At 60.9% G+C, this 26549-nt stretch carries 22 protein-coding genes; 2 read left to right on the plus strand and 20 right to left on the minus strand.

The features are described from left to right. Positions 1 to 22 precede the first annotated feature (22 nt). From PY650_RS15945 to PY650_RS15980, 8 genes are all read right to left on the minus strand, one after another. Entirely contained in the window at positions 23 to 3172 is a 3150-nt protein-coding gene (locus tag PY650_RS15945) for an efflux RND transporter permease subunit (protein ID WP_285880349.1), read from the minus strand. Positions 3173 to 3192: 20 nt separating this feature from the next. Beyond that, positions 3193 to 4344, minus strand: coding sequence for an efflux RND transporter periplasmic adaptor subunit (locus tag PY650_RS15950; protein WP_285880350.1), 1152 nt, complete (start codon positions 4342 to 4344; stop codon positions 3193 to 3195). A 72-nt stretch (positions 4345 to 4416) separates the two neighbouring features. Further along, entirely contained in the window at positions 4417 to 5025 is a 609-nt protein-coding gene (locus PY650_RS15955; protein ID WP_285880352.1) for a TetR/AcrR family transcriptional regulator, read from the minus strand. Between the two features lie 130 nt (positions 5026 to 5155). Further along, positions 5156 to 5635 carry a hypothetical protein gene (locus PY650_RS15960; RefSeq protein ID WP_285880354.1) on the minus strand — a complete coding sequence of 160 codons (480 nt, stop codon included), beginning with the start codon at positions 5633 to 5635 and terminating at the stop codon, positions 5156 to 5158. Positions 5636 to 5791: 156 nt separating this feature from the next. Then, positions 5792 to 6223, minus strand: coding sequence for an OsmC family protein (locus tag PY650_RS15965; protein WP_285880355.1), 432 nt, complete (start codon positions 6221 to 6223; stop codon positions 5792 to 5794). A 193-nt stretch (positions 6224 to 6416) separates the two neighbouring features. Continuing rightward, entirely contained in the window at positions 6417 to 7370 is a 954-nt protein-coding gene (gene araH, locus PY650_RS15970) for an L-arabinose ABC transporter permease AraH (RefSeq protein WP_285880356.1), read from the minus strand. A 17-nt stretch (positions 7371 to 7387) separates the two neighbouring features. Further along, complete coding sequence (gene araG / locus PY650_RS15975) at positions 7388 to 8893, minus strand: L-arabinose ABC transporter ATP-binding protein AraG (protein WP_285880357.1); 1506 nt, start codon at positions 8891 to 8893, stop codon at positions 7388 to 7390. Between the two features lie 69 nt (positions 8894 to 8962). Then, positions 8963 to 9946, minus strand: coding sequence for an arabinose ABC transporter substrate-binding protein (locus tag PY650_RS15980; protein ID WP_285880358.1), 984 nt, complete (start codon positions 9944 to 9946; stop codon positions 8963 to 8965). A 223-nt stretch (positions 9947 to 10169) separates the two neighbouring features. Between PY650_RS15980 and PY650_RS15985 the strand changes: the two genes are divergently transcribed. Continuing rightward, a complete protein-coding gene (locus tag PY650_RS15985; protein WP_285880360.1) occupies positions 10170 to 10937 on the plus strand; it encodes a FadR/GntR family transcriptional regulator in 768 nt (255 codons plus the stop codon). A 32-nt stretch (positions 10938 to 10969) separates the two neighbouring features. Then, positions 10970 to 12148 carry a galactonate dehydratase gene (gene dgoD, locus PY650_RS15990; protein WP_285880361.1) on the plus strand — a complete coding sequence of 393 codons (1179 nt, stop codon included), beginning with the start codon at positions 10970 to 10972 and terminating at the stop codon, positions 12146 to 12148. 52 nt (positions 12149 to 12200) lie between these two features. Here dgoD and PY650_RS15995 read toward each other — a convergent pair whose 3' ends face one another. The 12 genes from PY650_RS15995 to PY650_RS16050 all read right to left on the minus strand — a co-directional run bounded on the left by PY650_RS15995 (position 12201) and on the right by PY650_RS16050 (position 26547). Continuing rightward, a complete protein-coding gene (locus tag PY650_RS15995) occupies positions 12201 to 13856 on the minus strand; it encodes a GMC family oxidoreductase (RefSeq protein ID WP_285880362.1) in 1656 nt (551 codons plus the stop codon). 32 nt (positions 13857 to 13888) lie between these two features. Beyond that, positions 13889 to 14659, minus strand: a complete 771-nt coding sequence (locus PY650_RS16000) for a 3-ketoacyl-ACP reductase (protein ID WP_285880364.1) — start codon at positions 14657 to 14659, stop codon at positions 13889 to 13891. Continuing rightward, positions 14656 to 16161 carry a GMC oxidoreductase gene (locus tag PY650_RS16005; RefSeq protein WP_432761537.1) on the minus strand — a complete coding sequence of 502 codons (1506 nt, stop codon included), beginning with the start codon at positions 16159 to 16161 and terminating at the stop codon, positions 14656 to 14658. Before PY650_RS16005 ends, PY650_RS16000 begins: the two co-directional genes overlap by 4 nt. An 8-nt stretch (positions 16162 to 16169) precedes the next feature. Further along, on the minus strand, positions 16170 to 17288 hold the full coding sequence (locus tag PY650_RS16010; protein ID WP_285880366.1) for an ABC transporter ATP-binding protein: 1119 nt from the start codon (positions 17286 to 17288) through the stop codon (positions 16170 to 16172). Between the two features lie 4 nt (positions 17289 to 17292). Then, on the minus strand, positions 17293 to 18174 hold the full coding sequence (locus tag PY650_RS16015; RefSeq protein WP_285880368.1) for a carbohydrate ABC transporter permease: 882 nt from the start codon (positions 18172 to 18174) through the stop codon (positions 17293 to 17295). Further along, the gene (locus tag PY650_RS16020) at positions 18171 to 19052 is read right to left on the minus strand and encodes a carbohydrate ABC transporter permease (protein ID WP_285880369.1); all 882 of its coding nucleotides are present in this window, start codon (positions 19050 to 19052) and stop codon (positions 18171 to 18173) included. The genes PY650_RS16015 and PY650_RS16020 overlap by 4 nt, the downstream gene beginning before the upstream one ends. Positions 19053 to 19229: 177 nt before the next feature. Next, entirely contained in the window at positions 19230 to 20480 is a 1251-nt protein-coding gene (locus PY650_RS16025; RefSeq protein ID WP_285880370.1) for an ABC transporter substrate-binding protein, read from the minus strand. A gap of 117 nt (positions 20481 to 20597) precedes the next feature. After that, positions 20598 to 22106, minus strand: coding sequence for an aldehyde dehydrogenase family protein (locus tag PY650_RS16030; RefSeq protein ID WP_285880371.1), 1509 nt, complete (start codon positions 22104 to 22106; stop codon positions 20598 to 20600). Further along, the gene (locus tag PY650_RS16035; protein WP_285880372.1) at positions 22106 to 22879 is read right to left on the minus strand and encodes an enoyl-CoA hydratase/isomerase family protein; all 774 of its coding nucleotides are present in this window, start codon (positions 22877 to 22879) and stop codon (positions 22106 to 22108) included. Before PY650_RS16035 ends, PY650_RS16030 begins: the two co-directional genes overlap by 1 nt. Beyond that, positions 22872 to 24485, minus strand: coding sequence for an acyl CoA:acetate/3-ketoacid CoA transferase (locus PY650_RS16040; RefSeq protein ID WP_285880373.1), 1614 nt, complete (start codon positions 24483 to 24485; stop codon positions 22872 to 22874). Before PY650_RS16040 ends, PY650_RS16035 begins: the two co-directional genes overlap by 8 nt. 8 nt (positions 24486 to 24493) lie before the next feature. Further along, positions 24494 to 25507 carry a Gfo/Idh/MocA family protein gene (locus PY650_RS16045; protein ID WP_285880374.1) on the minus strand — a complete coding sequence of 338 codons (1014 nt, stop codon included), beginning with the start codon at positions 25505 to 25507 and terminating at the stop codon, positions 24494 to 24496. Beyond that, the gene (locus PY650_RS16050; protein WP_285880375.1) at positions 25504 to 26547 is read right to left on the minus strand and encodes a LacI family DNA-binding transcriptional regulator; all 1044 of its coding nucleotides are present in this window, start codon (positions 26545 to 26547) and stop codon (positions 25504 to 25506) included. The genes PY650_RS16045 and PY650_RS16050 overlap by 4 nt, the downstream gene beginning before the upstream one ends. Between the last annotated feature and the right edge of the window lie 2 nt (positions 26548 to 26549).

Consider the following 26549-nt stretch of genomic DNA (forward strand, 5'->3'; position numbering starts at 1 on the left):
CTTCTCGCTTTGCCCGCGCTTGTTATTCCGCTGCTATGGCCGGTGGCAGATGATCCACGGCGTCGTTACTCTGCTGTTGCACGGAAGGCGCTTGCTCCTTCTTTTTCGGCTCGCGGCCGAAGAAGAGTGCGTAGCCTGCCGGCAGCACAAAGATGGTGAGTACGGTGGCGACCAGGATGCCGCCCATCATGGCGTAGGCAAGCGGCCCCCAGAAGACGCCCCGCGAGATCGGGATCAATGCCAGCACCGCAGTCAACGCCGTCAGCATGATTGGCCGGAAACGCCGGACGGCCGAGCCGATGATCGCCTCCTTCCGGTCCATGCCCGCCGCGATGTCCTGGTCGATCTGGTCGACGAGGATGATCGAATTGCGGATGATGATGCCGAGCAGCGCGATGACGCCGAGGATCGCCACGAAGCCAAAGGGCGCGCGGCTGATCAGCAGAGCACCGGCCGCGCCGATAATACCGAGCGGGCCCGTGGAGAGCACCAGCATCGCCTTGCCGAAATGCTGCAGCTGCGCCATCAGCAATACGACGATGATGACCAGCATGATCGGCGCCTTGGCGGCGATCGAAGCCTGGCTTTCGGCGCTGTCTTCGGCACCGCCCTGGATCTCGATCCTATAGCCCGCCGGCAGGCTGTTTCTAAGGTCGGCCATGTCGTTATAGAGCTTGGCCGTCACGTCGTTCGACTGAACGTCGTCGGGAAGCGTCGCCCTGACGGTAATCGTCGGCAAGCGGTCGCGGCGCCACTCGATGCTCTGCTCCATCACGGGCACGACCTTCGCGACCTGCGACAGCGGCACGAAACCGCCGGCGTCCGTCGGGATATAGATGGAATTGACCGAGGTCAGCAGATGGCGGCCGGCCTCCGGCTCCCGTGCGACGATGCCCACGGTCTCCTCGCCCTCGCGATAATTGTCGAGGGTGACGCCGGACATCGAGGCCTGCAGCATCTGGCGGATACGCTGCGAGGTGACGCCGAGTGCGCGGGCGCGGTCCTGATCGATCACCAGTTTCATCGCCGGCACCGGCTCCAGCCAGTCGTCATGGATGGCAGCTAGCAGCGGGTTTTGTGTAAAGCGCGCCTTCACCTGGTCGGCGATGTGGCGAACCTCCTGCCGATCCGGACCCATGACACGCAGTTGTACTGGCCAGCCGGTCGGCGGACCCAGGAACAAACGGTCGACCTTGGCGCGGACCGAGGGGTAGTCGGAGGCGAGCATGTTGCGCAGCTTGACGATCAGCCGCTCGCGCGCTGGCTCATCCTTGGCCATGACCAGCATCTGAGCATAGTTCGGATTGGTGAGCTGCTGGTCGAGCGGCAGGAAGAAGCGCGGTGCACCCTGGCCAACATAGGTGGCGATGTACCGCTTATCGGGATCATCGGCCATGCGGGCTTGCAATGTCTGCGCCTGGCGTTCGACTTCCTTGATGCTGGTGCCTTCCGGCAGCCAGAGATCGACCAGTATTTCGGGACGCGAAGACTGCGGGAAGAAATTCTGCGGGATGAACTGAAATGACCACAGGCTGCCGACGAAGGCGGCCAGTGTCAAAAGCAGCACGATGACGCGATGACGTACGGCCCAGCTCACTGACGAGCGCAGGCGCCGGTAAAAACGCGTGTCGAAGACGTCGTGATGCTCGCCGGCGTGATGGCGCTGCTTCAGGATCATATAGCCAAGCCAGGGCGTGAAATAGACCGCCACGAACCAGGAGATGACCAGTGCGATGCCGACGACATAGAAGAGTGTGCGGACATATTCACCGGCAGTCGATGCGGCGAAGCCGACCGGGATGAAACCGGCCGTAGTGATCAGCGTGCCGGTCAGCATCGGGAATGCGGTCGAGGAATAGGCAAAGCTTGCCGCATCGAGCTTGACCAGCCCCTCCTCCAGCTTACGTTCCATCAGCTCGACCACGATCATCGCATCGTCGACGAGGAGGCCGAGTGCGATGATCAGCGCACCGAGTGAGATCCGTTGCAGATCTATGCCGAGCTCGTACATCATGGCGAAGGTCGCCGCCAACACCAGCGGAATGGCGATGGCGATCACCAAACCGGATCGCCAGCCGATCGACAGGAAGGAGACGATCAGCACGATCACCAATGCTTCGCCGAGTGCATGCATGAACTCGCTGATGGCGTCCGTCACCACTTCCGGCTGGTTGGAGATCTGATCGACCTGCACGCCGACCGGCAGCGAGGCGGTAAAGCGCTTGTAGGTCTCTTCCACCGCCCTGCCGACATCGGTCACTTTGTTGCCATTGGCCATGACGACGCCGAGCTGGACGCTCTGGTGGCCGTTATAGAGGAACTTGGCCGTGTAAGGATCCTGTAGCCCGGCGGTCACCGTCGCGATATCGCCGAGACGCGTCACCTGGCCGCCAGCGGTCAGCCGGAGATTCTTGATATCCTCGATCTTGTTGACGTCACCCTCGACCGAGATGCGCACGGAGCGCGTACTGGTATCGACCGAGCCGGCCGGATCGACTTTGTTCTGGCCGACGATTGCATTCTGCAGGGCGGTCAGCGTCAGACCGCGCTCGGCCAGCACCTTGGAGGAGACATCGATATAGATCTGCTCGGGCTGGTCGCCGATGATCACGGCCTTCTCAACGCCGGGTGTCGCAAGTAGCATATCGCGGGCCTGGATCGCGAATTTCTTCAGCTCGGGATAACTGTAGCCATCGCCGCTGATCGAATGCAGGGTGATGAAGGTATCGCCGAACTCATCGTTGAAATAGGGACCTTGCAGGCCTTCCGGCAGCGTATTGGCGATATCGCCGACCTTCTTGCGCACCTGATAGAAGGCATCCTTCACCTGCTCGGTGTTGGTATCGCCCTTGATCTGGACGGTCGTGATCGCAAAGCCGGCGCGGGTATAGGATTTCACCCAATCGAGATGCGGCGTTTCCTGCAGCTTGCGCTCGATTTTGTTGACGACCTGGTCTTCCATGTCCTGCAGCGAGGCGCCGGGCCAGATGGTCTCCACCACCATGACACGGAAGGTAAAATCGGGATCTTCCTTCTGGCCCATGTGAGTAAGCCCGAGCGCGCCGGCGATGATGATCAGTGCAAACAGGAAGCGCGCGATGCTCGGATGGGCGATCGCCCATCGCGACAGGTTGAAACGCTTCTTTTCTTCGGAGGTGGTGTTGATGGTCATAGTCCCGCCCCTCGATCCGGTTAGCGCACGATATCGGCAGCCGCGGCGCTGCCATTCGTTTCTGCCGCCGCCTGCTGAGCAGTCGGCACTTTGACCTTCATATTTTCGCTCATGAATTGCGTGCCCGCGGCAACCACGACATCGCCGGCCTTGAGCCCATAGGCAACGCGCACGCCGTCATCGGCGAAATCGGCAACCTTGACACTGCGCGAATGCACGGTGCTGGCGCTGCGATCGACCAACCAGACGATCTGTCGGCCATCCTTCTGGGCAAGCGCGCTCAGCGGAATAGAGACGTACGGCTCGGTATTGTCGGCCTGAGCCTCGATTGTGGCGGTCATGCCGAGTAGGACGCGCGGATCGTTGGGCAGGCTGACGCGGACCGCAAAGGTACGCGACTGAGCATCGGCACTTCCGGACACTTCACGCACCTTGCCGTCCAGCACCAGTTTATCGTCGGACCAGAAGTGCGCCTTGACGTCCTTGCCGACCCTGAACTGGGCGATGTCCATCTCCGGAACAGCGATCTGCACTTCTTTTTCACCGTCGACAGCGACAGTGATAACTGGCGTGCCCGAACCAACCACCTGGCCGACATCGGCATTGATGGTCGTCACGATACCGTTCATGTCCGATGTCAGATCGGTATAGGCGACCTGGTTCTTTGCTTCCGCCAGCGCCGACACGGCGGAATCGCGCGTCGATACGGCCTGATCATAGGAAAGCTCGGCCTGTTCCAGCTGCGATTTAGGCGCGACGTTCTTGTCGAACAGCTGCTGCGCGCGATTGCGCGCAAGCTCGGTGGTCTGCACCTGCTTTTCCGCCGCATCGAGATCGGCCTGCGAGCGGCGCACGGCCAAGGCGAAGTCAGTGGAATCGATGCGTGCGAGTACATCGCCGGGCTTGACCTTCTGGCCGATATCCACCTTGCGCTCGATAATCTTGCCGTTGACACGGAAGCCGAGGTTCATATCCGTCCGCGCCCTGACAGAGCCGGAATAGTCGAGCATGCGTGTCGTATCCGCCTTTGCGATCTCAACGACCTTCACGGGCCGGATCACTTCCGCCGTTTCCTCTTTCTTCTCGTTGCAGCCCGAAAGCATGAGCGCTACAGCGGTAAAAACTGCAGCGCCGGCAGCGGATCGTATAGTGGTGGTCGTTAGCGAGACCATGTCGCTCTCCTTGATGAAACGCTTTAGTCAAATGCAATGCGAGGGCACGCGGACCATCCGGCGTGCGGACAGTTATATCTTCAGGGCTCTAAGAGCGAAGTCGATGAGTTCGTCGGGCTCAGCCCGGTTCGTCTTGGCGAGACATTGCGCAACCATCTGCGGATGGCACAAAAGGATCGTTGCGGCGCCGAAGCATTTCGAGGCCGAAACCGGATCCTGTTCGGCGAACTCGCCGGCCGCGATGCCCTCGGCAATGATCTCAGCCAAGAGGTCGTGGATCCGGTCGATGTGTTTTTCGATCACATGCCAATCGCGCTCGATGGCGACGATCACCATCTCATGCACTTTCTGTTCGTCGAGCATCGTCTCGAGCGTCATTTTGTACTGCGCATGAACGTAAGCGCGCAGCCGCTCGGAAGCGCTGATCGGCAGGTGACGGATGTCGTAGGCCATCTTGTAGCTCTGCGCGAGCATGCGGCCGCAGACGGCTTGGTGGATTTCCGTCTTGGACGCGAAGAAACGGTAGATATTCGCGGTCGACATGCCGAGATCACGGGCGACATCGGCGACCGTCGTCTTGCTGTATCCGTAGTGGCGGAACAGCTTTTCGGCGGAATCGAGGATCCGGGTTATGTTTTCCTGACGCGCAGGATCGGCGCTGACATCAGAAAGATCGAGCATGGATGCACTTTCAAATTACGAGTGACGATTTTTAATTTTCGTTAGTCGTAAAACATCAAAGCAAATATGTCAACAAACCGCCCCGCGAAAGCGAGGCGGTTGAAATGTATCGTCGATAGGTTTGATCGGCTCAGGCGCCCTGAAGCTGTGGGCGGAAGCGACGCACGCTCAGGAAGCCTACGATGACGATGACGGCCAAAAGCACGAGCTGCGAGGCCAGGACCGGCGGCGCGTTGTCAGCGGGAGCCAGAGCGTGCAACGGCGGGATCTTCTGGAACGATTGCACGATCAGCACGAGACAGTTGAAGAAGAGCAGCGCGAGAGCACCGACGACGTAGACCGGCCGCCAAATCCCGGTCAGACGGAACTTGTAGAGCGCCAGCGCGGTTGGGATAAAGATCAGCACGCAAAGCGTGCCGACAACGATCCCCGGCGTTACTCCGTTGAATGGAAAGAGGAAACCGGTGAGGCTGGTAAGGATCGTGGTGACCATATAGATCAGCGTGGTGCGCTCATAGCGCTTGCCGGTCAGGAAACCATGGGCCACCGCAATGCCAGTGACAATAGCGATCAGGCTGATAATGACGTGAATCAACGTAAGTCCGGACATTCAAACAATCCCCTTCGCGCAATGTATTTTCTGCGCGAAGCTTAGCCCGGCCCTTGGATGAGGGATTGTAGATTCATGGCGAAATATGTGCGGAACTGCACGGTTTTGCGTGCAAGAAAACGCCGCGCGCCAGGCGCGGCGTTTCCATCGGAAACGTCAGGCCGCGTGGACTTCCAGAGTAATCGGAACGGAAGCGAGCGCCTTGGAGACCGGGCAACCTGCCTTAGCCTTGTTGGCGAGTTCGGTGAACTTGGCTTCATCGGCGCCGGGAACCTTACCGGTCAGCGTCAGGTGGATCGCGGTGATGGCAAAGCCACCTTCGACGCTTTCGAGGGTGACCTTGGCGGTCGTTTCCATGCTCTCGGCGGTAAAGCCGGCCTCATTGAGGATCAGCGACAGAGCCATGGTGAAGCAGCCGGCATGGGCCGCGCCGATCAGCTCTTCCGGATTTGTACCGGGAACGCCCTCGAAGCGGCTGGCAAAACCGTAGGGATAGTGATTGAGCGCGCCGCTCTGGGTCGAGATCTGACCCTTGCCGTCCTTCAGACCGCCGGACCACTGGGCCGAACCTGTACGATTGATCTGCATGCCGTCCTCCTTGTCGTTGATTGAGCGTCGGAAAAGGCCCCTTGCCCTCCCCGCAAATGACCGATGGGAAGCAGCCGACACAGCCTGAAAAGTGGATGCTCTGGCGCTGCCCCAACCGGCAATATAATGCTCTATCCGTCGAAGACGACAGCGCCGTAACAATTAACCTGCTGGCTGTGGCCAATAGCTTTGGCTATCCTCTCCTGCGCCCGGCAGCGACCGACCGGATATTGTCCAGCGTCACGGCAATCAGCAGGATCGAACCCAGGACGAGGTATTGATAGAAGGCCGGAATATTGAGAAGATTCATGACGTTCTGCGCGATGCCCATGATCAGAACGCCGACAATGACGCCGCTCATCGAGGCCCGGCCGCCTGCCAGCGAGACGCCGCCGAGCACACAGGCCGAGATAACCAGCAGCTCGAGCCCGATCGCCGCATTCGGTTGACCGGAGGTGATGCGCGACGACAAGAGAATACCGGCAATTGCGCAGATGAAGCCCTGCAGCGTGAAGATCCAGATCCGCATCGTGGCGACATTGACACCCGCCAGTCGCGAAGCCTCCGGATTGCCGCCGATTGCCAGCGTGTTCTTGCCGAAGATGGTGCGGTTGAGCACAAAGCCGAACAGAAGGAAAAGGATTACCATGATCCAGATCGGCGTCGGAATGCCGAAAAAGGTCGAGAGCGCCAGCTGATAGAAATTCGGATCGTTAATGCCGACGGCGCGGCCGTCCGAAGCGATCAGCGCCAGACCGCGGACGATCTGCATGGTGGCGAGCGTTGCGATCAGCGCATTGATGCGCACCTTGGCGATGAGCACACCATTGACGAGGCCGACGATCGAGCCGCAGACCAATGCCGCCAGCAGGCCGAGAATGATGGAGCCGGTGACGTTTGAAGCCATGACCGCGATCATGCCGCAGAAAGCGACCGTCGAGCCGACGGAAAGATCGAAATCGCGTGAGGCCAGGCAGAACATCATCGTGCAGGCAACGATGCCGATCGTGACCACCGATTGCAGCAGGCCGATCATGTTGCGCTCGGTCAGGAAATTCGGAACCGTCAGCGACACGATGACGAAGGCCACCGCGAAGATGACGACGAGGCCCTGTTCGCCCAGGAGGATTTTTTTCATGGAAGACATCGTCGCGATTTCCCTAGTCAGAATGTGCCTGCGGCGTTTTTGTCCGGCAGTGCGGCGGTGAGTATCTGGTGCTCGTTGAAATTCGCCCGCGCCACATCGGCGGCGACCTTACCGCCGCACATCACAATGATCCGGTCGGAAATGCCCATGACTTCTGGCAGCTCGCTGGAGATGACGACGATCGCCATGCCGCCGGCCGCCAGGTCATAGAGGATTTCATAGATTTCCGATTTCGCCCCCACATCGATACCGCGCGTCGGCTCGTCGACGACCAGCACCTTGACGCCCTGCTCGGACAACCAGCGGCCGAGAATAACCTTCTGCTGGTTGCCGCCGGAAAGATTGATGATGTCTTGTCTGCGCGACGGCGTGCGCACGCGCAGCCTGGCGATAAATTGATCTGCAAGCGCCGCTTCCTTGCGAGGGCTCAGTATGCCGAATGGCGAATAATGCCGCCGCGAGGAGATGGTAATATTCTCCTGGATCGAGCGACCCTGGATGATCCCATCGAGCTTGCGATCCTCCGGGCAAAGCACCATGCCGGCATAGATCGCCGCCTTGGGGTTGTTCGGAGCGACGGTGATGCCATCGATGGCGACCTTGCCCTGATGACGATGGTCCGCACCGAACAACAGCCGCGCCATCTCGCTGCGGCCGGCGCCGATCAGGCCGAAGAAGCCGAGGATTTCACCTTTGCGGACGGAAAAATTGATCGGCGTTGGCAGCTTCCGCCCCGAAAGATTCTTGACCTCCAGCCGGACAGCTCCGAGCGGCCGCTCGCGCCAGCCCCAAATATTGCTGATCTCGCGGCCGACCATTTCGGCAATGATCTGCTCGCGCGTTACTTTCTTGATGTCGGGATGGTGTGCTGCGAGCTTACCGTCGCGCAGCACCGTCAGGCTGTCGCAGAGCCGGAAGATCTCATCGAGCCGGTGCGAGACATAGAGGATGACCGTGCCGTTCGATTTCAACCGCTCGATCAGGGAAAACAGGATCTCGCTTTCGCGGGATGACAGCGACGAGGTCGGCTCGTCGAGCGCGATGACGCGGGCGTCGACCATGACGGCCTTGGCGATTTCCACCATCTGTCGCGCGCCGATCGACAGCGACGACACCTTGGCCGCCGGATCGACATCGATGCCAATCTCTCGCAGCTTAGCGCGCACGGTTTCGATCAGCGTCTTACCGTTGATGACGCCGGCCTTGGCTGGAAAGCGGCCGAGCCACAGGTTTTCCGCGACCGTCAGTTCGGGCACCAGTTGCAGTTCCTGGTGGATGACCGTGACACCGGCCTGAAAGGCATCACGTACCGAATGGTAGTGCTGTTCCTGGCCGTCGATGGTGATCGTGCCCGCATCAGCGGACTGATCGCCAGAAAGAATACGGATCAGCGTCGACTTTCCAGCGCCGTTTTCGCCCATCAATCCGTGCACAGCTCCCCTGACGACGGGGAAGATGATGTTCGACAGCGCCTGAACGCCGGGATAGTTCTTGGAAATACCGTTGAATTCGAGAAAGGCCATGTTTCTCTCACTGGTAAAAGGACCCGGCGGCAAGATTGCCACCGGGCCGTGATCACCCGGGGAGGATGATTATTCGATGCCGAGATCCTTGCGGACCTTCTGATAATCGCCGCGCAGCGCCAGCGAACCGGAGGTCAGCGTCAGCTTCGGCGGTTCCTTGCCGTTGGCGATCCAGTCGTACATGTTGATCGCGGTTTCGTAGCCGTGACGCTTCGGCGAGATGATGACCGTGCCGAAGAAGCCAGTCGGCTGCGGCTTTTTGAACTCGTTGATGGCCGAGTCTGCACCGCCGATACCGACGCCGATAACATTGGCGGCGGGGATACCGACCGATTCCGTTGCACGCACCGCGCCGAGCACCGCTTCGTCGTTGAGACCGAAAGCAACCCAATATTTCACGTCGGCATGTTTGTTGAGCACGGTGGTCGCTGCATTCAGCGCTGCTTCCGTGTCGGTCTTGGCCTGAGGCGCGTCATAGATGTTAGCGGCCGGGAAGCCGGCGCCCTTCAGCACCGAGATGGCGCCTTCGACGCGATCGACGGCGGTCGGAAGCTGATCGTAGGAAACACGAATTGCGCCGACATTCTTCATGTCCCAGCCGCGCTTCTTGATTTCATCGACGATGGCCTGGCCGACGCTCTCGCCGATCTTGGTCGCGGAAATGCCCATATGCGGCACGTCTTCCAGCGGCTTGCCGTCTGCACTGACCAGACGGTCGTCAACCGTCATCAGTTTGAGCTGATTGGCGGCCGCCTTGGCGACGATGCCGGGGCCAAGCTTGACATCGGGCGTGCAGATGATGAAGCCTTGCGCTCCCTGGGCGCCGAGATTGTCGATTGCGGCCTGAACCTTTTCGCCGTCTTCCGCGCCGATCTTGACGAGCGTGAAGCCCTTCTCTTTCGCGGCAGCGTCGGCAAACTTCCATTCGTCCTGGAACCAGGGTTCTTCCGGCTGCTTGACCACGAAGCCGATTTTCACGTCTGCGGCGAAGGCCGAGGTGGCGGCGATGACCGCAACCGTACCAGCCAGAATAGCTGCTTTGAAAAAGCGCATGATTCTCTCCCAAAAAATCCGAAGTGGAGCACCTGCCCTCCCAGGCAGTGTTCTTGAACTATGATAAATCATCATACCAGTCAATTGCCAATGTATGATGATTCGAATAATGTGACTTTTTGGAAGGATGGGCCGCCAAACGCCCCGAGGCTTATCGCCATGCGGAATGAATTCCGCTAAGCAGAGCCTCGGCCGCGCGGGAGAGCGACTGCGGAGAAGAAAATTGGATTCGTTTGAACGGCAAGAACACAGGCTGAACGGGGCACCGGAGCGCCGCCCGCGCGTGCGCAAGAATGTCACTGCGGCGATCGCCGAGGACATCTGTTCCGAACGCTATCCCGCTGGCTCGGCCCTGCCGCGCGAAAACGACCTCTGCGACATTTACGGTGTCAGCCGCACCGTCATCCGCGAATCACTGAAGATCCTGGAATCAAAAGGGCTCGTGCGCGGCAAGCCGCGCATCGGCACCACCGTCTGCGACAAGGACGACTGGAATATCCTCGACCAGGACGTATTGGAGTGGATGGGCCCCTATATCGCCGAATTCGATATTCTCGGCTGTATCCTCGAGGCAAGGCGCACGATCGAACCGGTTGCCGCCGAATATGCCGCCGAGCGCGCCACGGCACAGGAGATTGCCGATCTCGACCGGGCCTGGCGGCAGATGCGAGATTCTGGCGACGATCCCGAAAGCTTCACCGAAGCCGACGTGATGTTTCACACGGTGCTCTTGAACGCCAGCCACAACCAGGTGTTCCGCCGCCTTTCGAGCGCCATCCATGCCGGCCTGAAATATGCGTTGCATGCTTCGAATGTCGCCGTCGACAGCCGTGACGAGGCAATTGCCGTTCATGGTGACCTGGTGGAGGCGCTGCGCCTGCGCAACCGCACCGCCGCGCGAGACTGTGCCCATCGCATGCTCAACCTTGCCGCCCGCGACCTTGCCATCGCCGAAAAGGCGATCAGGCGGGCGGAGAAAAACAAAACCTGAATTCCCGAAATCCGCGGCCTGGCGCCGCTGATATGATCCCAAAGCCTAAACGGAAGCTTCCCATGAAAATCACCAAATTGACGACCTATATCGTGCCGCCGCGCTGGATGTTCCTGAAGATCGAAACCGACGAAGGTATCACGGGTTGGGGCGAGCCGGTGGTCGAAGGCCGTGCATTGACCGTCCAGGCGGCCGTGCATGAGTTGGAAGACTATCTGATTGGAAAGGACCCCTTCCTGATTGAGGACCACTGGACCGTCATGTACCGCGCCGGCTTCTATCGCGGCGGCGCTATCCACATGAGCGCACTCGCCGGCATCGACCAGGCGCTCTGGGACATCAAGGGCAAGGCGCTAGGCCAGCCCATCCATTCGCTGCTGGGCGGCCAGGTGCGCGACAAGATCAAGGTCTATTCCTGGATCGGCGGCGACCGCCCGTCCGACGTCGCCAACAACGCAAAGGATGTCGTTGCCCGCGGCTTCAAGGCGATCAAGCTCAACGGCTGCGAAGAAATGCAGATCGTCGATACCTACGACAAGGTGGAAAAGGCTGTTGAAACCATCGCCACCATCCGCGAGGCGATCGGCCCCTATATCGGCATCGGCGTCGATTTCCATGGCCGCGTCCATCGCCCAATGGCCAAGGTTCTCGCCAAGGAGCTCGAGCCCTACAAGCTGCTCTTCATCGAAGAGCCGGTGCTCTCCGAAAATCGCGAAGCCCTTAAGGAAATCGCCAATCATGCCTCCACCCCGATCGCACTCGGCGAACGGCTGTATTCTCGCTGGGACTTCAAGTCGGTTCTGTCGGATGGCTATGTCGACATCCTGCAGCCCGATCTTTCCCATGCCGGCGGCATCACCGAATGCCGCAAGATCGCGGCCATGGCCGAAGCCTACGACGTGGCACTCGCGCCGCATTGCCCGCTTGGGCCTATCGCGCTTGCCGCCTGCCTGCAGGTCGACGCTGTCAGCTACAATGCCTTCATCCAGGAGCAGAGCCTCGGCATCCACTACAACAAGGGCAACGACATCCTCGACTACATCTCCAACAAGGAAGTATTCAAATACGCCGACGGCTTCGTCAGCATTCCGCAAGGCCCCGGCCTCGGCATCGAAGTGGATGAAGCCTACGTCATCGAACGCGCCAAGGAAGGCCACCGCTGGCGCAACCCGGTCTGGCGTCATGAAGATGGCAGCGTGGCTGAGTGGTAAGAGCTCCCATCCGGTAAACGAAGCGCCCCGAATTTCGGGGCGCGCTTTGCTCTTAATGAACATCCGCCCGCGCTCGGGGCCGCGTATCGTTGCGCTCCCAGGAGAAAATTGTCGGCGGAAGGGGATCGCGGTCGCGGATAATATCCGCGCCTTTCTCGCCGACCATGATCGTCGGGCCGTTGGTATTGCAGGAGGGCACACGCGGCATGACGGAACTGTCGCAGACCCGCAGACCTTCGAGCCCCCGCACCCTCAGCTCGAGATCGACGACCGCCATGGGGTCCGTGCCCATCTTGCAGGTGCCAACGGGATGGTGGTCGGTCTTGGCGTTGGCGCAACCATAGTCGAACAGCTGTTCCTCCGTCTTGAGATTGCCGCCCGGCAGGCGTTCGGCGAGCACGAAAGGCTTCAGCGCATCCTGGCGCATGATCTCGCGGGCGATCCGCAGACCTTCGAGCGACATCTTCACATCATGCGGATCACTCCAATAGTTCGGATCGATCAGCGGCGCGGCCGATGGATCGCACGAGGAGAGGCGCACCGTGCCGCGCGAGCGCGGATGCAAATAAGCGGAATTCAACGTCACCCCGGCGTTCTTCAATCGCGCAACGCCGGCCTCGATGCCGGAGCCGAGGCCTAGATGGAACTGGATATCCGGCGAGCGGGCATCGGGATCGGCATACCAGAAGCCGCCGGTCTCGAAGAGCGACGAGGCAACAGGACCGGAGCGGAACAGCACATATTGCAGTCCGGCCCAGAGCGTACGATGCAACTTGGCGACATTGTCGTAGGTGTGGTCGCCGGTGCATTCCGAGATGACGAAGAGATCGAGGTGGTCCTGCAGATTGCCGCCGACGCCCGGCAAATCATGCACGACGGGCACGCCGACCGATGTCAGATGATCGGCCGGACCGATGCCTGATTGCAGCAGCAGCTTCGGCGAACCGATGGCGCCGGAGGAAACCAACACCTCCCGCTCCGCCCGGATGATATCGACGCCCTTGTCCGTCGCCACCTCGACGCCGACAGCACGGCGGCCTTCGATCACGATGCGCGCCACCCGCGCACTGGTACGGACCGTCAGGTTCTTCCGGTCTTTGATCGGCGAAAGATAGGCAAGCGAGGCCGACGACCGGCGGCGGTTGCGCTGCGTCAACTGATAGAAACCAACGCCCGCCTGCTGTCTGCCATTGAAATCGTGGTTATAGGGAATGCCGAGCTCCTGGCCGGCGCGGATATAGGCATCGCAGATCGGCAGCGTTGCCGCCGGCATGGAAACACCGAGCGGCCCGCCATAGGAATGATAGTCATCGGCGAAGCGCTGATTGTCCTCGGCACGCTTGAAATAGGGAAGCACGCTGCGATAGTCCCAGCCCTCGCAGCCATGTTCGCTTGCCCAGAGATCGTAGTCAGCGGCGTTGCCACGCGTATAAAGCTGCGCATTGATCGAGGAGCCGCCGCCGATCACCTTGGCCTGCGTATAGCGCAGCACGCGACCTTTCATATGCCTCTGCGGCACAGTCTCCCAGCCCCAGCTGGCCACGCCTTTGGTCATCTTGGCAAAGCCGGCCGGCATGTGGAACAGGGGATTCCAATCACCACCGCCGGCTTCCAGCAGCAGGACTTTCACCGATGGGTCCTCGCTCAGACGGTTGGCGAGTACGCTGCCCGCTGGTCCGGCGCCGGTAATGATGTAGTCATATGTCATTTCCAGTCCTCAGATTTATTATGGACGCCTGCTTAGAGCCGCCCGATCCCCAGTCCGCCATCCGCAGGGATCACCGACCCCGTGGCAAAGCCGAACCCCCCCTTGGCCAGCGCCGCAACGATACTGCCGACATCGCCCGCCTCTCCCCAGCGCTTCATCGGTACCAGCCCGCGTTCGATCAATGCGTCGTATTTCTCCGAGACCTGCGCCGTCATGTCGGTACGGATGATGCCGGGACGGACTTCGAAGACGGCGATGCCGGTCTCCGCCAGCCGCAGCGCCAGCCCTTGCGAGAAGGCCGAAAGGCCGGCCTTGCTGATGCAGTAGTCCAGCCGCTCCGGCGAGCTCAGCGCTGCCGAGACCGAAGTGATGTTGATCACCGAACGCGGCGCCAGCGACGTCTTCGCGGCGAGCATCGAACGGACTACCGCCTGCGTAAAAAACACTGTGCCACGCAGATTGACGTCGATGATCCGGTCGAAATTCTCCGGCGCCAGATCGAGAAAATCGCCGCGCGTCACGGCGCCGATGCCGGCATTGTTGACTAGGCAATCGATCTCGCCCAAAGCCGCCGAGATCGCATCGACCGTCGCCGCATGGGCGGAAAGCACCGCGAGATCGCTTTGCCGGTAGATAGCCCGCCCGCCAGCCGCCTCCAGTTCCTCAAGCACCGCTGTAGGGGCTTCTTTCTCGATGCCGGTGATCGCCAGATCGAAACCACCCTTGGCCAACGCCCGCGCAATGCCAAGACCGATCCCCTTGCGGCCGCCGGTGACGACGGCGATCTGGCGCCTTGCCTTCATGACCGAAGCTCCTCGCGCACGATATGGTCGGCGACGCGCAGCGCTTGCGCTGCCACAGTCAGCGCCGGATTCACCGCCGCCGAAGTCGGCAGGAAGCTGGCATCGACAACGAAAAGATTGGGATGATCGAAGGCCCGGCAGAAGATGTCGAGCGGCGCGCTCGCGCCATCATTGCCGATCTTGACCGTGCCGCATTGATGCGATGGCGTGCGCTTGTCGAAGGGACGTGACAGCACAATCGGGAAGCCGGCCTTGCGCAGCACGGTCCTTAGCTTTTTCACCAGCTCCAGATGCGCCTGCCAGTTGGTGCGCGCCCATTGCAGCACGATGCGGTCGCCGTCGACCAAGATCCGGCTTTCCTGCGACGGCAGGTCCTCGCTCATCGCGTAGAAATCGATGGCGTGGGCCGATAGGCTGTTCAACAGCCATTCCGGCACGGTCGGCATATTCGCCTTAAGGATGGTGCCGGAAACACGCCCCAAAAGCTGCACATTGCCAAGCGGCGGGCCGCCTTCGCCATCCGAGAGATAGAAGTCGTTGAAGCCGAATGTCTTCTGATAGATGGAATCATTCCGGTACCAAGGAGAAATCGCCAGAACGGCGGAGGAGTTGTGGTTCATGAAGTTGCGGCCGACCTGATCGGAGCGGTTGGCGAGCCCGCGCGGATTAGCATCGTTGGCCGATCGTATTAATAGCACTGCCGACTGCACCGCACCCGCCGAAAGGATCACCAGTTTCGGCCGCACCACACGCGCCTCGCCATGGGTGGAATAATGCACTGCTGCAATCGCCCGGCCATCGCCGGCAGTCTCCAGCCGCGTGACGCGTGCGCCGGTCTGCAGCTTGACGTTCGGATATTGCAGGGCCTTGGCGAGCGCCACCGTTTCGGCATCCATCTTCCCGTCGGCGCTGTTCGGATGGGCGTCCCAAGGCGTACGACCCTTGGCGAGCCACTTGTCGATGTCCACGCCCAAGGGTAGCGAATGCGGATGCATGCCGTTGTCCTTCAGCCGTTTGCGGACCTTGGCAATCGCCGGTTCCTCGGGCACCGGCGGAAAGGGATAGGGTTGCGAATGCGAAGGCTCCCACGGGTCGTCGCCGAGGTTGCCGCGCACCTGATAGAGCTGCTCGGCGGCACTGTACCAGGGCTCCAGCTCTTCATAGGGAAATGGCCAGGCCGGCGACACGCCGTCCAGATGCCGCATCTCCTCGAAATCCTCCCGTCGGTAGCGGATCAGCACCGCCCCGTAGAATTTCGAATTGCCGCCGACATTGTAATAATTGCCGGGATTGAACCCCTTGCCGTCCTTTTCGTACCAGGTCTCTTTCGGGCGAAAATGACCGTGCACAAAGATCGCCCGCTGGTCGCGGTTTTCCGGTCGGTCCCGCAACCGTTCGCCAGCCTCGAGGATCAATAGGTTGGCACCCGAGGCGGCAAGGCCTGAAGCGACGGTCGAGCCGCCGATCCCCGAGCCGATGATGACAATATCCGGTTCTACCATGCTGCCACTCACCCTATCCGAATTTGGCTCTGCGGATCGAAGAACACGGCCTTGTCGAGGTTGAAGGCAAGCCGCGCCGTCTGGCCGGGGGCAATCCGAGCGTCGGCGCGCAAACGCGCCACGACGGATTTGCCGCCAAGGCGGACGATCGCGAAGGTGTCCGAACCCGCCGGCTCGACCACCTCGATCAGGCAGTCACCCTCGGCGAGCGAATGGGCGTTGCGGTCCGCACCGTCGGGATCGGTCAGCGCCTCCGGTCGAATGCCGAAGATCACATCTCTGCCGGCATGGGCGGCGAGGCGGGCGCCACTCCCGTTGACCGGCAGCTTCAGGGGGGCCGCGCCGTTTGGCCGGTCGAGCGAGACCTGCAATCCCTGCGGCCCGCTTTCGACGGTGGCGGTTAGGAGGTTCATGGCCGGCGAGCCCATGAAGTCTGCGACGAAGGTGTTGGCGGGATGATTGTAGATTTCCGCCGGCGTCCCGAATTGCTGCAGCACACCGTCCTTCAGGACGGCGATCTTCGTGGCCAGCGTCATCGCCTCGATCTGGTCATGGGTGACGTATACGATCGTCGTCTTCATGCGCTGGTGCAGGCGCTTGATCTCGGTGCGCATATCGACGCGCAGTTTGGCGTCGAGGTTGGAGAGCGGCTCATCGAACAGAAAGACCTGCGGATCGCGCACCAGCGCCCGGCCCATGGCGACGCGCTGGCGCTGGCCACCGGAAAGCTGGCTCGGCTTGCGGTCGAGCAGATGGCCGATCTGCAGCATGTCGGCCACCTGCTTGATCGCTTTGTCGCGTTCCTCCTTCGGAACTTTGCGGATTTCCATGCCGAAGGCGATGTTGCCGGCAACCGTCATGTTCGGATAGAGCGCGTAGGACTGGAACACCATGGCGATATCGCGTTGCGACGGCGGCAAGCCCCTGACCGATCGGCCGGCAATGGCGATGTCGCCCGAGGTGATCGGCTCCAGCCCGGCAATGGTGTTGAGCAGGGTGGACTTGCCGCAGCCCGACGGGCCGACCAGCACGAGAAATCCGCCCTCTTCGATCTCGATATTGATGTCCTTGAGGATCTCGAGCGATCCGTAGGACTTGCGCAGATTGGTGATTTTCAGGAAGGACATGGGCTTATCCCTTGACGGCGCCGGACATCAGGCCACGGACGAAATAGCGGCCGGAGACGATGTAGACGATGAGGGTTGGCAGGGCCGCGAGGATCGCGCCGGCGAAATGGACATTGTATTCTTTGACGCCCGTCGACGAGCTCACGAGATTGTTGAGCGCAACCGTCATCGGCGTCGAATTGACGCCGGAAAACGATGCGCCGAACAGGAAGTCATTCCAGATATTGGTGAACTGCCAGATGACCGAGACGACGATAATCGGCCCGGAGGACGGCAGCAGGATACGCCGGAAAATCTGGAAGAAGCTCGCGCCGTCGATCTGCGCGGCGCGTACCAGCTCGGTCGGAAACGCCTCGTAATAATTACGGAAATAAAGCGTCGTGAAACCGAGGCCGTAGATGACATGGACGAGGATCAGCCCCCAGATCGTACCAGCAATGCCGAAGAAACCAAGGATGCGCGCCATCGGGATCAGCACGATTTGGAAAGGGATGAAGCAGGAGAGCAGGAGCATGCCGAAGAAGATCTCCGCACCACGAAAACGCCATTTCGTAAGCACATAGCCGTTCAGTGCGCCGACCATGGTGGAGATGGCGACGGCCGGCACGACCATCAGGATCGAGTTGATGAAAAAGGGCCTCAGCCCTGTCGGCTGCACACCGATCTGGGCGGTCGACCAGGCGGAAATCCACGGCTCGATCGTCCAGGCCTGCGGCAAGTTCAGCATGCCTCCCTGGCGGATCTCTTCGAGCGGCTTGAAGGAATTGACCAGCATCACGTAAAGCGGCAGCAGGTAATAGACGGCAAAGACGATCAGCGCTACATAGATCAGCGCACGTGTTAGCTTCCCGTGTGACATGGCGTTTTGCGGATTGGGATTGCTCATGTGCGTTTCCCTCTGCCGATTTCCGAATAGAGATAGGGAATGATGATGGCGAAGATCATCGCCAGCATGATGATCGCCGACGAAGCGCCTATGCCCATCAGGTTGCGGGTGAACGTATAGGAATACATGAAGGTGGCCGGCAGCTCGGTCGCCTGCCCCGGTCCACCGCCGGTTAGCGCGATGATCAGGTCATAGGCCTTGATGGCAAGATGCGCGAGCACGACGAAAGCCGAGAGGAACACCGGCCGCATCAGCGGAATGATGATGCGGCGATAGGTGGTGATCGCAGAGGCTCCGTCGATTTGCGCCGCCTTGATGATCTCGTTGTCGATGCCACGAAGGCCAGCGAGAAACATCGCCATGACGAAGCCAGAGGACTGCCAGACCGCGGCGATGACGACACAATAGATCGCCATCTTCGAGTCCTTGATCCAGGTGAAGGAAAAATTATCCCATCCCCAGAGACGCATGGTGTTCTCGAGCCCGATGCCGGGATCGAGAAACCATTTCCACGCCGTCCCCGTGACGATGAAGGACAGTGCCATCGGATAAAGATAGATCGGTCGCAGTAGCCCTTCGGCGCGGATCTTCTGATCGAGCAGAATTGCCAAAGCGAGGCCGAGCGTCGAGCAGATGACGACATAAAGCGAAGCGAAGATGCCGAGATTGGTAATCGCCCGCCACCAGTGCGGCAGTGCCCAGAGCTTGCTGTAATTGGCAAAGCCGATGAAGTTGTAGGACGGCAGCATCTTGCTGTCGGTCAGCGATAGAAAGCCGGTATAGGCGATGAAGCCATATACGAAGATCAGAATGATGACGAAGCTCGGGGCTAGCACCAGCTTGGGTAACAGCTCCTGTATTCGGCTGCGACTGTTCATGGTCGAACACCTGGTTTGATTGTCTGCGTATGGAGCAAGCAACGCCGCTCACCCTAGCCCTCCCACGCGAGCGGAGAGAGAGGACAACCCCGCTCTCTCTCTCCGATCCCCTTCTCCCCGCGAGCGGGGAGAAGGTGGCCGATAGGCCGGTTGAGGGGCTTTTCTTGCTCGAAAGCCTTACTTCGCAGCCGCGACCGCCGAGACGAGTTCCTTGACCGCGTCATCCGATGACAGATCGCCGTTGAATTCGCGGGTCACCACATCGTAGATCGCGTTCTTGACGGCAGCCGGATTGGCGTGGCCATGAGCCATGGAGCCCATCAGCGTGCCGTTCTTGTTGGCTTCGGCCAGGTCCTTGATCGCCTTCTTGCCGCAATCGTCGAAAGCGGTGTCCGGAACGTCGGTGCGGGCCGGAACCGATCCCTTGACCACGTTAAAGGCCGACTGGAAGGTCGGGCTTTCGATCGAGGACGCCATCTGCATCTGCGCCGGGCTCTTGTCGGCGGAAACCTTGAACATCGCGAACTGGTCGGAGTTGAAGGTCACCGAGCCCTGCGTTCCCGGATAGCGGATGCAGACGAAGTCCTTGCCGGGTACCTTCTTCGCCTTCAGGAACTCGCCCTTGGCCCAGTCGCCCATAAACTGCAGGCCAGCCTTACCTTCGATGACCATGCCGGAGGCAAGGTTCCAGTCGCGGCCGGAGAAATTATCGTCGACATAGGAGCGCAGCTTCGTCATGCGGTCGAAGGCTTCCTTCATCTTCGGGCTGCCGAGCGTATCGGGATCGAGATCGATGAAAGCCTTCTTGTAGAACTCGTTGCCGAGCGAGAGCACGACGGCGTCGAAAATCGTCGCATCCTGCCAGGCCTGGCCGCCATGGGCGATCGGTGTGATGCCCTGCTTCTTGAAATTGTCGAGAAGCGCGATCAGTTCATCCCAATTCGTCGGCGCCTTGCCGCCGGCCTTATCCAGCGCCTCCTTGTTGATCCACACCCAATTGGTGGAGTGGATGTTCACAGGCGCGGCGATCCAGTGGCCATCATATTTGGAGAACTGCTGCAGGGCGGTCGGAATGACCTTGTCCCAGCCTTCCTTATTGGCGACCTCATCGAGATTGCCGAGCGAACCTTCCTTTGCCCAATCGAGAATGTCGAAGCCGAGCATCTGGACGGCGGTCGGCGGGTTGCCGCCAGTGACGCGGGCACGCAGCACAGTCATGGCCTCGGTACCGCCACCGCCGGCAACCGGCATGTCGACCCAGCCTATGCCCTTCGATTCCAGGTCCTTCTTCAGGACTTCCAGCGCCGACGCCTCGCCGCCTGAGGTCCACCAATGCAGAACTTCGACGCTTTCGGTGGCATGCGCCATCGTCATGGTGCTCGTCATCAAAAGGGCAGCCGCGGCCACCGATTTCATCAACTTACGCATATTCTCCTCCCGGTTTGGACACATAAGCAGCAAGACTCCTCCCGCCGCTTCCCTCCCTGTTCCGCGCTCTTTGCGAAGAACAAATCCACCACGGCCTCTCAGCCACGGGTATTCATCTCACCTCGGCATCCACCAGCCGGTGCGCTGGCCGATATGCATGTTGAGCGTTTTTGTCTCGGTATAGTCTTCCACTGCGTGTCGGCCGAGCTCGCGCCCGAGTCCCGATTGGCGATAGCCACCGAAGGGCAGTTCGGCTGCGCCATCCATGAAGGTGTTCATCCAGATCGTGCCGGCGCGAACCCGTCTTCCGATCGTTAGGCACGTGTCGAAATCGCTGCTCCAGACGCCGGCGGAAAGGCCATAGTCGACGGAATTGGCGATACGGATCGCATCCTCAATTGTCTCAAACGTCAGCACCGAAAGGACGGGCCCGAATACCTCCTCCTTTGCCACCGCCATCTCCGGTTTGACATCGGCGAGAATGGTCGGCGCCATATATTGACCGAAGCCGAAATCGATCTGGCTGCCGCCATGGGCAACCGTTGCGCCGCTCTTTGCCGCGCCGGAGACATATCCTTGAATCTTCTGCAGGTGCTGCGGCGTTATGATCGCGCCGATTTGCGTAGAAGGATCGAGCGGGTCGCCGACTTTGACTTTTTCCGACAGCCTGGCAATCCGCGCGGTGACATCCCCGGCGATATCGCGATGGACGACCAGCCGCGAGCCGGCATTGCAGCATTCGCCGGCGTTGAAATAGGCGCCGAAGACTGCGGCATCGACGAACTCATCGAGATTGGCGTCGGGAAAGACGATCTGCGGGTTCTTGCCGCCGAGTTCGAGCGAAACCTTCTTCAGCGTCTGCGCCGCATTCGCCATGGTCAGCCGCCCAACGCCGGTCGAACCGGTGAAGGATATCATGTCGACATCCGGATGGCTGGTCATCGGCGCACCGACATCGGTACCCGTGCCCACGAGGATGTTGACGACGCCGGCCGGCACACCTGCTTCCATCAGGATTTCGCCGAGCACCAACGTCGAACCCGACGTCAGCTCGGACGGCTTGACCACCGCCGTGCAGCCGGCGGCGAGCGCAAACGGTAATTTCTGACTTACAATCAGGAACGGGAAGTTCCAGGGCGTGATGATCGAGATGACCCCGATCGCTTCGCGAAGGACGACGCCCATCGAGCCGTTGCCGAGCGTATTGTAGCTCTCACCATGCAGGTCCCTCGCAAGGGCAGCCGCGTAGCGCCAGATATCGACGGAGCCGGCGATCTCACCACGCACCTGCGTGATCGGCTTGCCGGCCTCGATCGCATCGAGATAGGCAAGCTCCTCGGCCCGCGCAGAGATTAGGTCAGCGGCCTTCAGCAGGATGTTGGAGCGTTGCGCCGCCGTCATGCCCGGCCACGAGCCCTGGTCAAACGCCTTGCGCGCGGCCGCGACGGCGAGGTGCACATCGTCCTTGGTTGCGGATTTATAGCGGCTGACCGTGACACCATGGCTTGGCGCCGCGCGCTCGATCGTGCCGGTCTCGATGCCTTCGACCCATTTGCCGTCGATCAACATCCTGAATTCGCGCACTTTCACATCGGGAAGCACCTCTGGCTTCACAAGGATCGTCATTACCACTCCCCTTTGAATTCGGCGGCGCGTTTGCCGGCAAAGGCCGCAACGCCCTCCTTGAGGTCACCCGTCTTGGCGACCAGGATCGATCCCAGCGCCTCGACGGCGGACCCGTTATCCTCGCCATTGGCCGAAGCGATCATCAGCTTCGCGATCTCCAGCGCAGCCGGTCCGCGCGCAACGATCCGCGCCGCGTAATCCCTGGCGGCGGCAAGCACCGTTCCCGTCTCGACGACAGCATCCACGAGACCGTAGCCGCGTGCCTCCTCGGCGGAAAACATCTCTCCCCCCAGCACCATGCGACGCACGATCTGCGCGCCAAACCGCTTAGTAAGCCGCTGCGTACCCGACCAGCCCGGCACCATGCCGAGGCTGGTTTCCGGCAGGCCGATCCTGATCTGACTCTCCGCAATGCGGACATCTGCAGCAGCCGCCAACTCCAACCCGCCGCCCAACGCATGACCATTCAATGCGGCGATCACCGGCATACGAAGCGTTGCCAGCCGCTCGAAGACGCGGTGACCGAAGCGCACCCAGGCATGACCGAACTCATTGGCCGCCATACCACCCCAGGCCTTGATGTCGCCCCCCGCCGAAAAGGCCTTGCCTTCGCCAATAAGGATCGCGACACGCACGGAACCGTTCGCCTCGACTTCGTCACAGGCCACCGCCAGCGCCTTCAGCATCTCGATATTGAAGGCATTGAGCTTTTCCGGCCGCGAGATCGTAATGGTCGCGACGGAACCGTCAGCGGAAACCTTGACCTCACCCATTGCGCGCTCCTTCCAGAACACGCCTGGCCTTGGCAGGCAGCGTCAGGCCGATAGGTGCTTCATGGAACAAAGCCGCGTCCATCACAGTCAATCGGTCGGATACCAGCACCGGGAATTCCGACTGATCGAGAATATGCGCTTCCAGATCGACGCCCGGCGCAATTTCTGTCAGCAACAAGCCATTGGGCGTCAGCTTCATCACGCAGCGCTCGGTGACGTAGGTGATATCCTGCCCCTGTGCAATGCCGCGTGGCCCGGAGAAGGTGACGTGTTCGACCGCGTTCACCAGCTTCTTTAGCTTGCCTTCCTTTTCAATGACGAGCCGGCCGTCCTCAACGCTGAGCTTCGCGCCAGCATTGAACATGCCAGAGAAGACGATCTTCTTCGCCCGCGCCGTGATGTCGACGAAGCCGCCCGCGCCGGCCGTCACATGCGGCCGGAAGCTGAGCCTCGAGACGTTGACCGAACCGTCGCGGCCGATCTCCAGGAAGGAAAGAAGCGAGGCGTCGAAACCGGCGCCCTGGAAATAGGTGAATTGATAGGGCGACGGCATGAAGGCATCGGCATTGGCCGCGCAGCCGAAGGCAAAATCGAGCAGCGGCACGCCGCCGACCGCCCCCTGCTCGATCACCCAGGTGACCGCGCCATGCAACCCTTCTTCCATAAGGATACGCGGCACGTTGGCCGAAATACCGAAGCCGAGATTGACGGCGCTGCCGGACTGCAGCTCCTGCGCCACGCGCCGGGCAATGACCTTCTGGATATTGAATTCCGGCACGCGGAAGCTTTCGAGCGGTCGAAAGATCTCGCCTGAAATGGCCGGATCGTAAAGCGTCTGTGTCGTCTGTTTCTGATCCGCGTCGACAATGATGTGGTCGACCAGGACACCTGGGATGCGCACGTCATGCGGCTTCAGCGAGCCTTCCTTGGCAAGGCGCTTGACCTGGGCGATGACGATGCCGCCATTGTTGCGGGCGGCGAGCGCTTGGTCGAGCCCACCAAGATAGGCGCCTTCGTGCTCATAGGTGAGATTGCCGCGCTCGTCGGCGGTCGTCGCCCGGATGATCGCCACCTGCGGCGCGATTGCTTTGAAGTAAAGCCACTCTTCACCCTCGAAAGAGATCCGCTTCACCACCGGCTCTGCCTTGGCTGCTGCATTCATGGCGCAGCCCTCGCGTCTAGGGTCGACGAAGGTGTCGAGACCGACCTTGGTCAGCACGCCCGGGCGCTTGGCGGCCGCTTCGCGATGCATGTCGAAGAGGATGCCTGAGGGGATATTGTAGGCCGCCACTTCGTTGGCGCCGACCATCTGCCAGATCAGCGGCGGCTCGGCGCTCGAGGGGCCGGAGGGATAAGAACCGCCGATGATTGTCTTCAGCAGACCTTTTTTGGCGATATGATCGACACCCTTGATGCCGCTCATGTCGCCGGCGGCGATCGGATGCAGCGTCGTTAGATCACGCGGATGGCCGGTCGCCTCGAAACGCTCGCCGATCGCCTTCAGCATCAGGTCTGGGCAGCCGAGACCGCTTGAGGACGAGACAGAGACGGTAGCACCGTCGGGGATCAGGGCTGCTGCCTCGGCAGGGGTGATATGCTTATTCATCGCGACGCTCAAAGTCCTGGATCAATCTTGGCGGCTTCGCCGGTTGCGGCCGATTTGACCACGGCAAGACCCGCCGCCAACGACCATACGCCGTCTTCGCCGGTGGCTGACGGTTTTCCCCGGCCCTCGATCGCGGCATGAAAGGCGGCAAGCGCCGTCTCATAGAGATTTCGGTGATGGAGCGGCAGCTCCGTCTCTCCATCCCTGTTGCGCAGGAAGACATGACCGATAGGCTGTTGCGTCATGACATTGCGGCCGATCAGCGATCCATCCGTGCCATGCACCTCGAAGCCGGTCTCCGCATATTTCGTGGTGAAGCCGTCGTGAAACTGCGCGATGACACCCGATTTGAACCGCAAGGCGCCCATCACCGCATCCTCAAGTCCGGCCTTGCTCATGCCGCCGTGCTGGCCGAGGGCGATCGCTTCCACCGGATCGTCATTCAACACGAAGCGCAGCGTATCGGCATCATGAACAGTGATATCGAGAATGACACCCCCGCCTGCTTGCGGTTTGTCCAGGCGCCAGCCCTGCAAATGCGGCGGCAAATAGACGGCATGGAAAACACGGGCGCTGAGCGGCTTGCCGATACGACCGGCTGCGATTGCCTCGCGCATCGCGCGGTGGCTTGCGGCATTGCGCAGGTGATGGTTGGTGCCCATGACCACACCGGCGCCCTTCGCAGCCTGCACCATGAGCCGCGCGTCTTCCAGCGTCAGCGCCAGCGGCTTTTCGCAAAGCACATGCTTGCCGGCCTTCACCGCCGCCAAAGTCTGGTCGCGATGCAATTCGTTGGTCGTCGAGATGTAGACGGCATCGACATCCGGGTCGCTGACGAGATCCGCGATATCCGTCACCGATCGGGCAATACCGTTCTCTGCCGCATAGGCGCGGCCGCGCTCCACGTCCCTGCTCATGACCGAGACGACGTCGCCGCCGGTTGCACGAATGGCGTTGATCATCCATTCATGGGCGATCGTGCTAGCGCCGATCAGGCCCCATTTTACACCTCCGCTTGTCATGACACGGCCCTCCTTGCCGTTGTGTCCAGCGCTAATCCGGAACTCTGGCGCACTACCAACCTCACAGCGCTGACGATCGCCTCCGCCTCCACCTTGCCGGAATTGATTTGCTTCAGGAGCAATTGCGCCGCCCGCCGACCCATGCCCTGCGGATCGACGGAAATCGTCGTCAGCGCCGGCACCGCGCTCTCGGCCTCGATCACGTCGTCGAAACCGACCACTGCGAAATCAACGCCGGGCTCCAGCCGCCGCGCCCTCAGGCCGTCGCAGACGCCGAAGGCGACCGCATCGTTGAAACACACCGCCGCCGTCGGCTTATCGGCAAGCAGCATGGCACGGCCGACTGCCTCGACGCCGCCGGCCCGCGACGGCGCGGTTGCAACGACGAGCTCGTCGTCAAAAGTGATCCCCGCCTTGGCCAGCGCATCGCGGTAGCCGCCGAGCCGTTCGGCAAAAACGGCGGTGTTGGCAAAACCGCCCATGAAAGAGATACGGCGATGGCCGAGACCGACCAGATGCTCGACCGCCGCCGACGCGCCGGCAAAATTGTCGGACACCAGCGACGACACCTTTGCGCCGGGAATATTGCGCACGACAATCACCACCGGAATGCCGGCATTGGTGAGCGGCTTGAAGTCAGCCGCATCCGTGCCGCGCGCCGGCGAGACGATTAGGCCGGAAATGCCGTGCTCGCGCATCGAGGCAACAACCTCACGTTGCCGGTCTATACTCTCGCCGGTATTGGACAGGAACTGCACATAGCCAGCCGACTGCACGACCATGTCGACGCCGACGGCGAGCTCGGCAAAGAAGCTATTGGTGAGATCGTTGACCACGATGCCGACGATTTTCGACTTCGCCTGCCGAAGGTTGGCGGCGCCGCGATTGTAGACGTATCCGAGCTCGCGGATCACCGCATTGACCTTGGCCCGCGTCGCCTCATTGACCAGCGGGCTGCCCTGCAAAACGAGCGACACGGTCGACTTGGACACATCGGCGGCATGCGCAATATCGATGACCGTGACACGTCCCTTGCTCATAA

It is taken from the genome of Martinezella calliandrae (assembly GCF_030272695.1).
GTDB classification, from domain to species: Bacteria; Pseudomonadota; Alphaproteobacteria; order Rhizobiales; family Rhizobiaceae; genus Rhizobium; species Rhizobium calliandrae.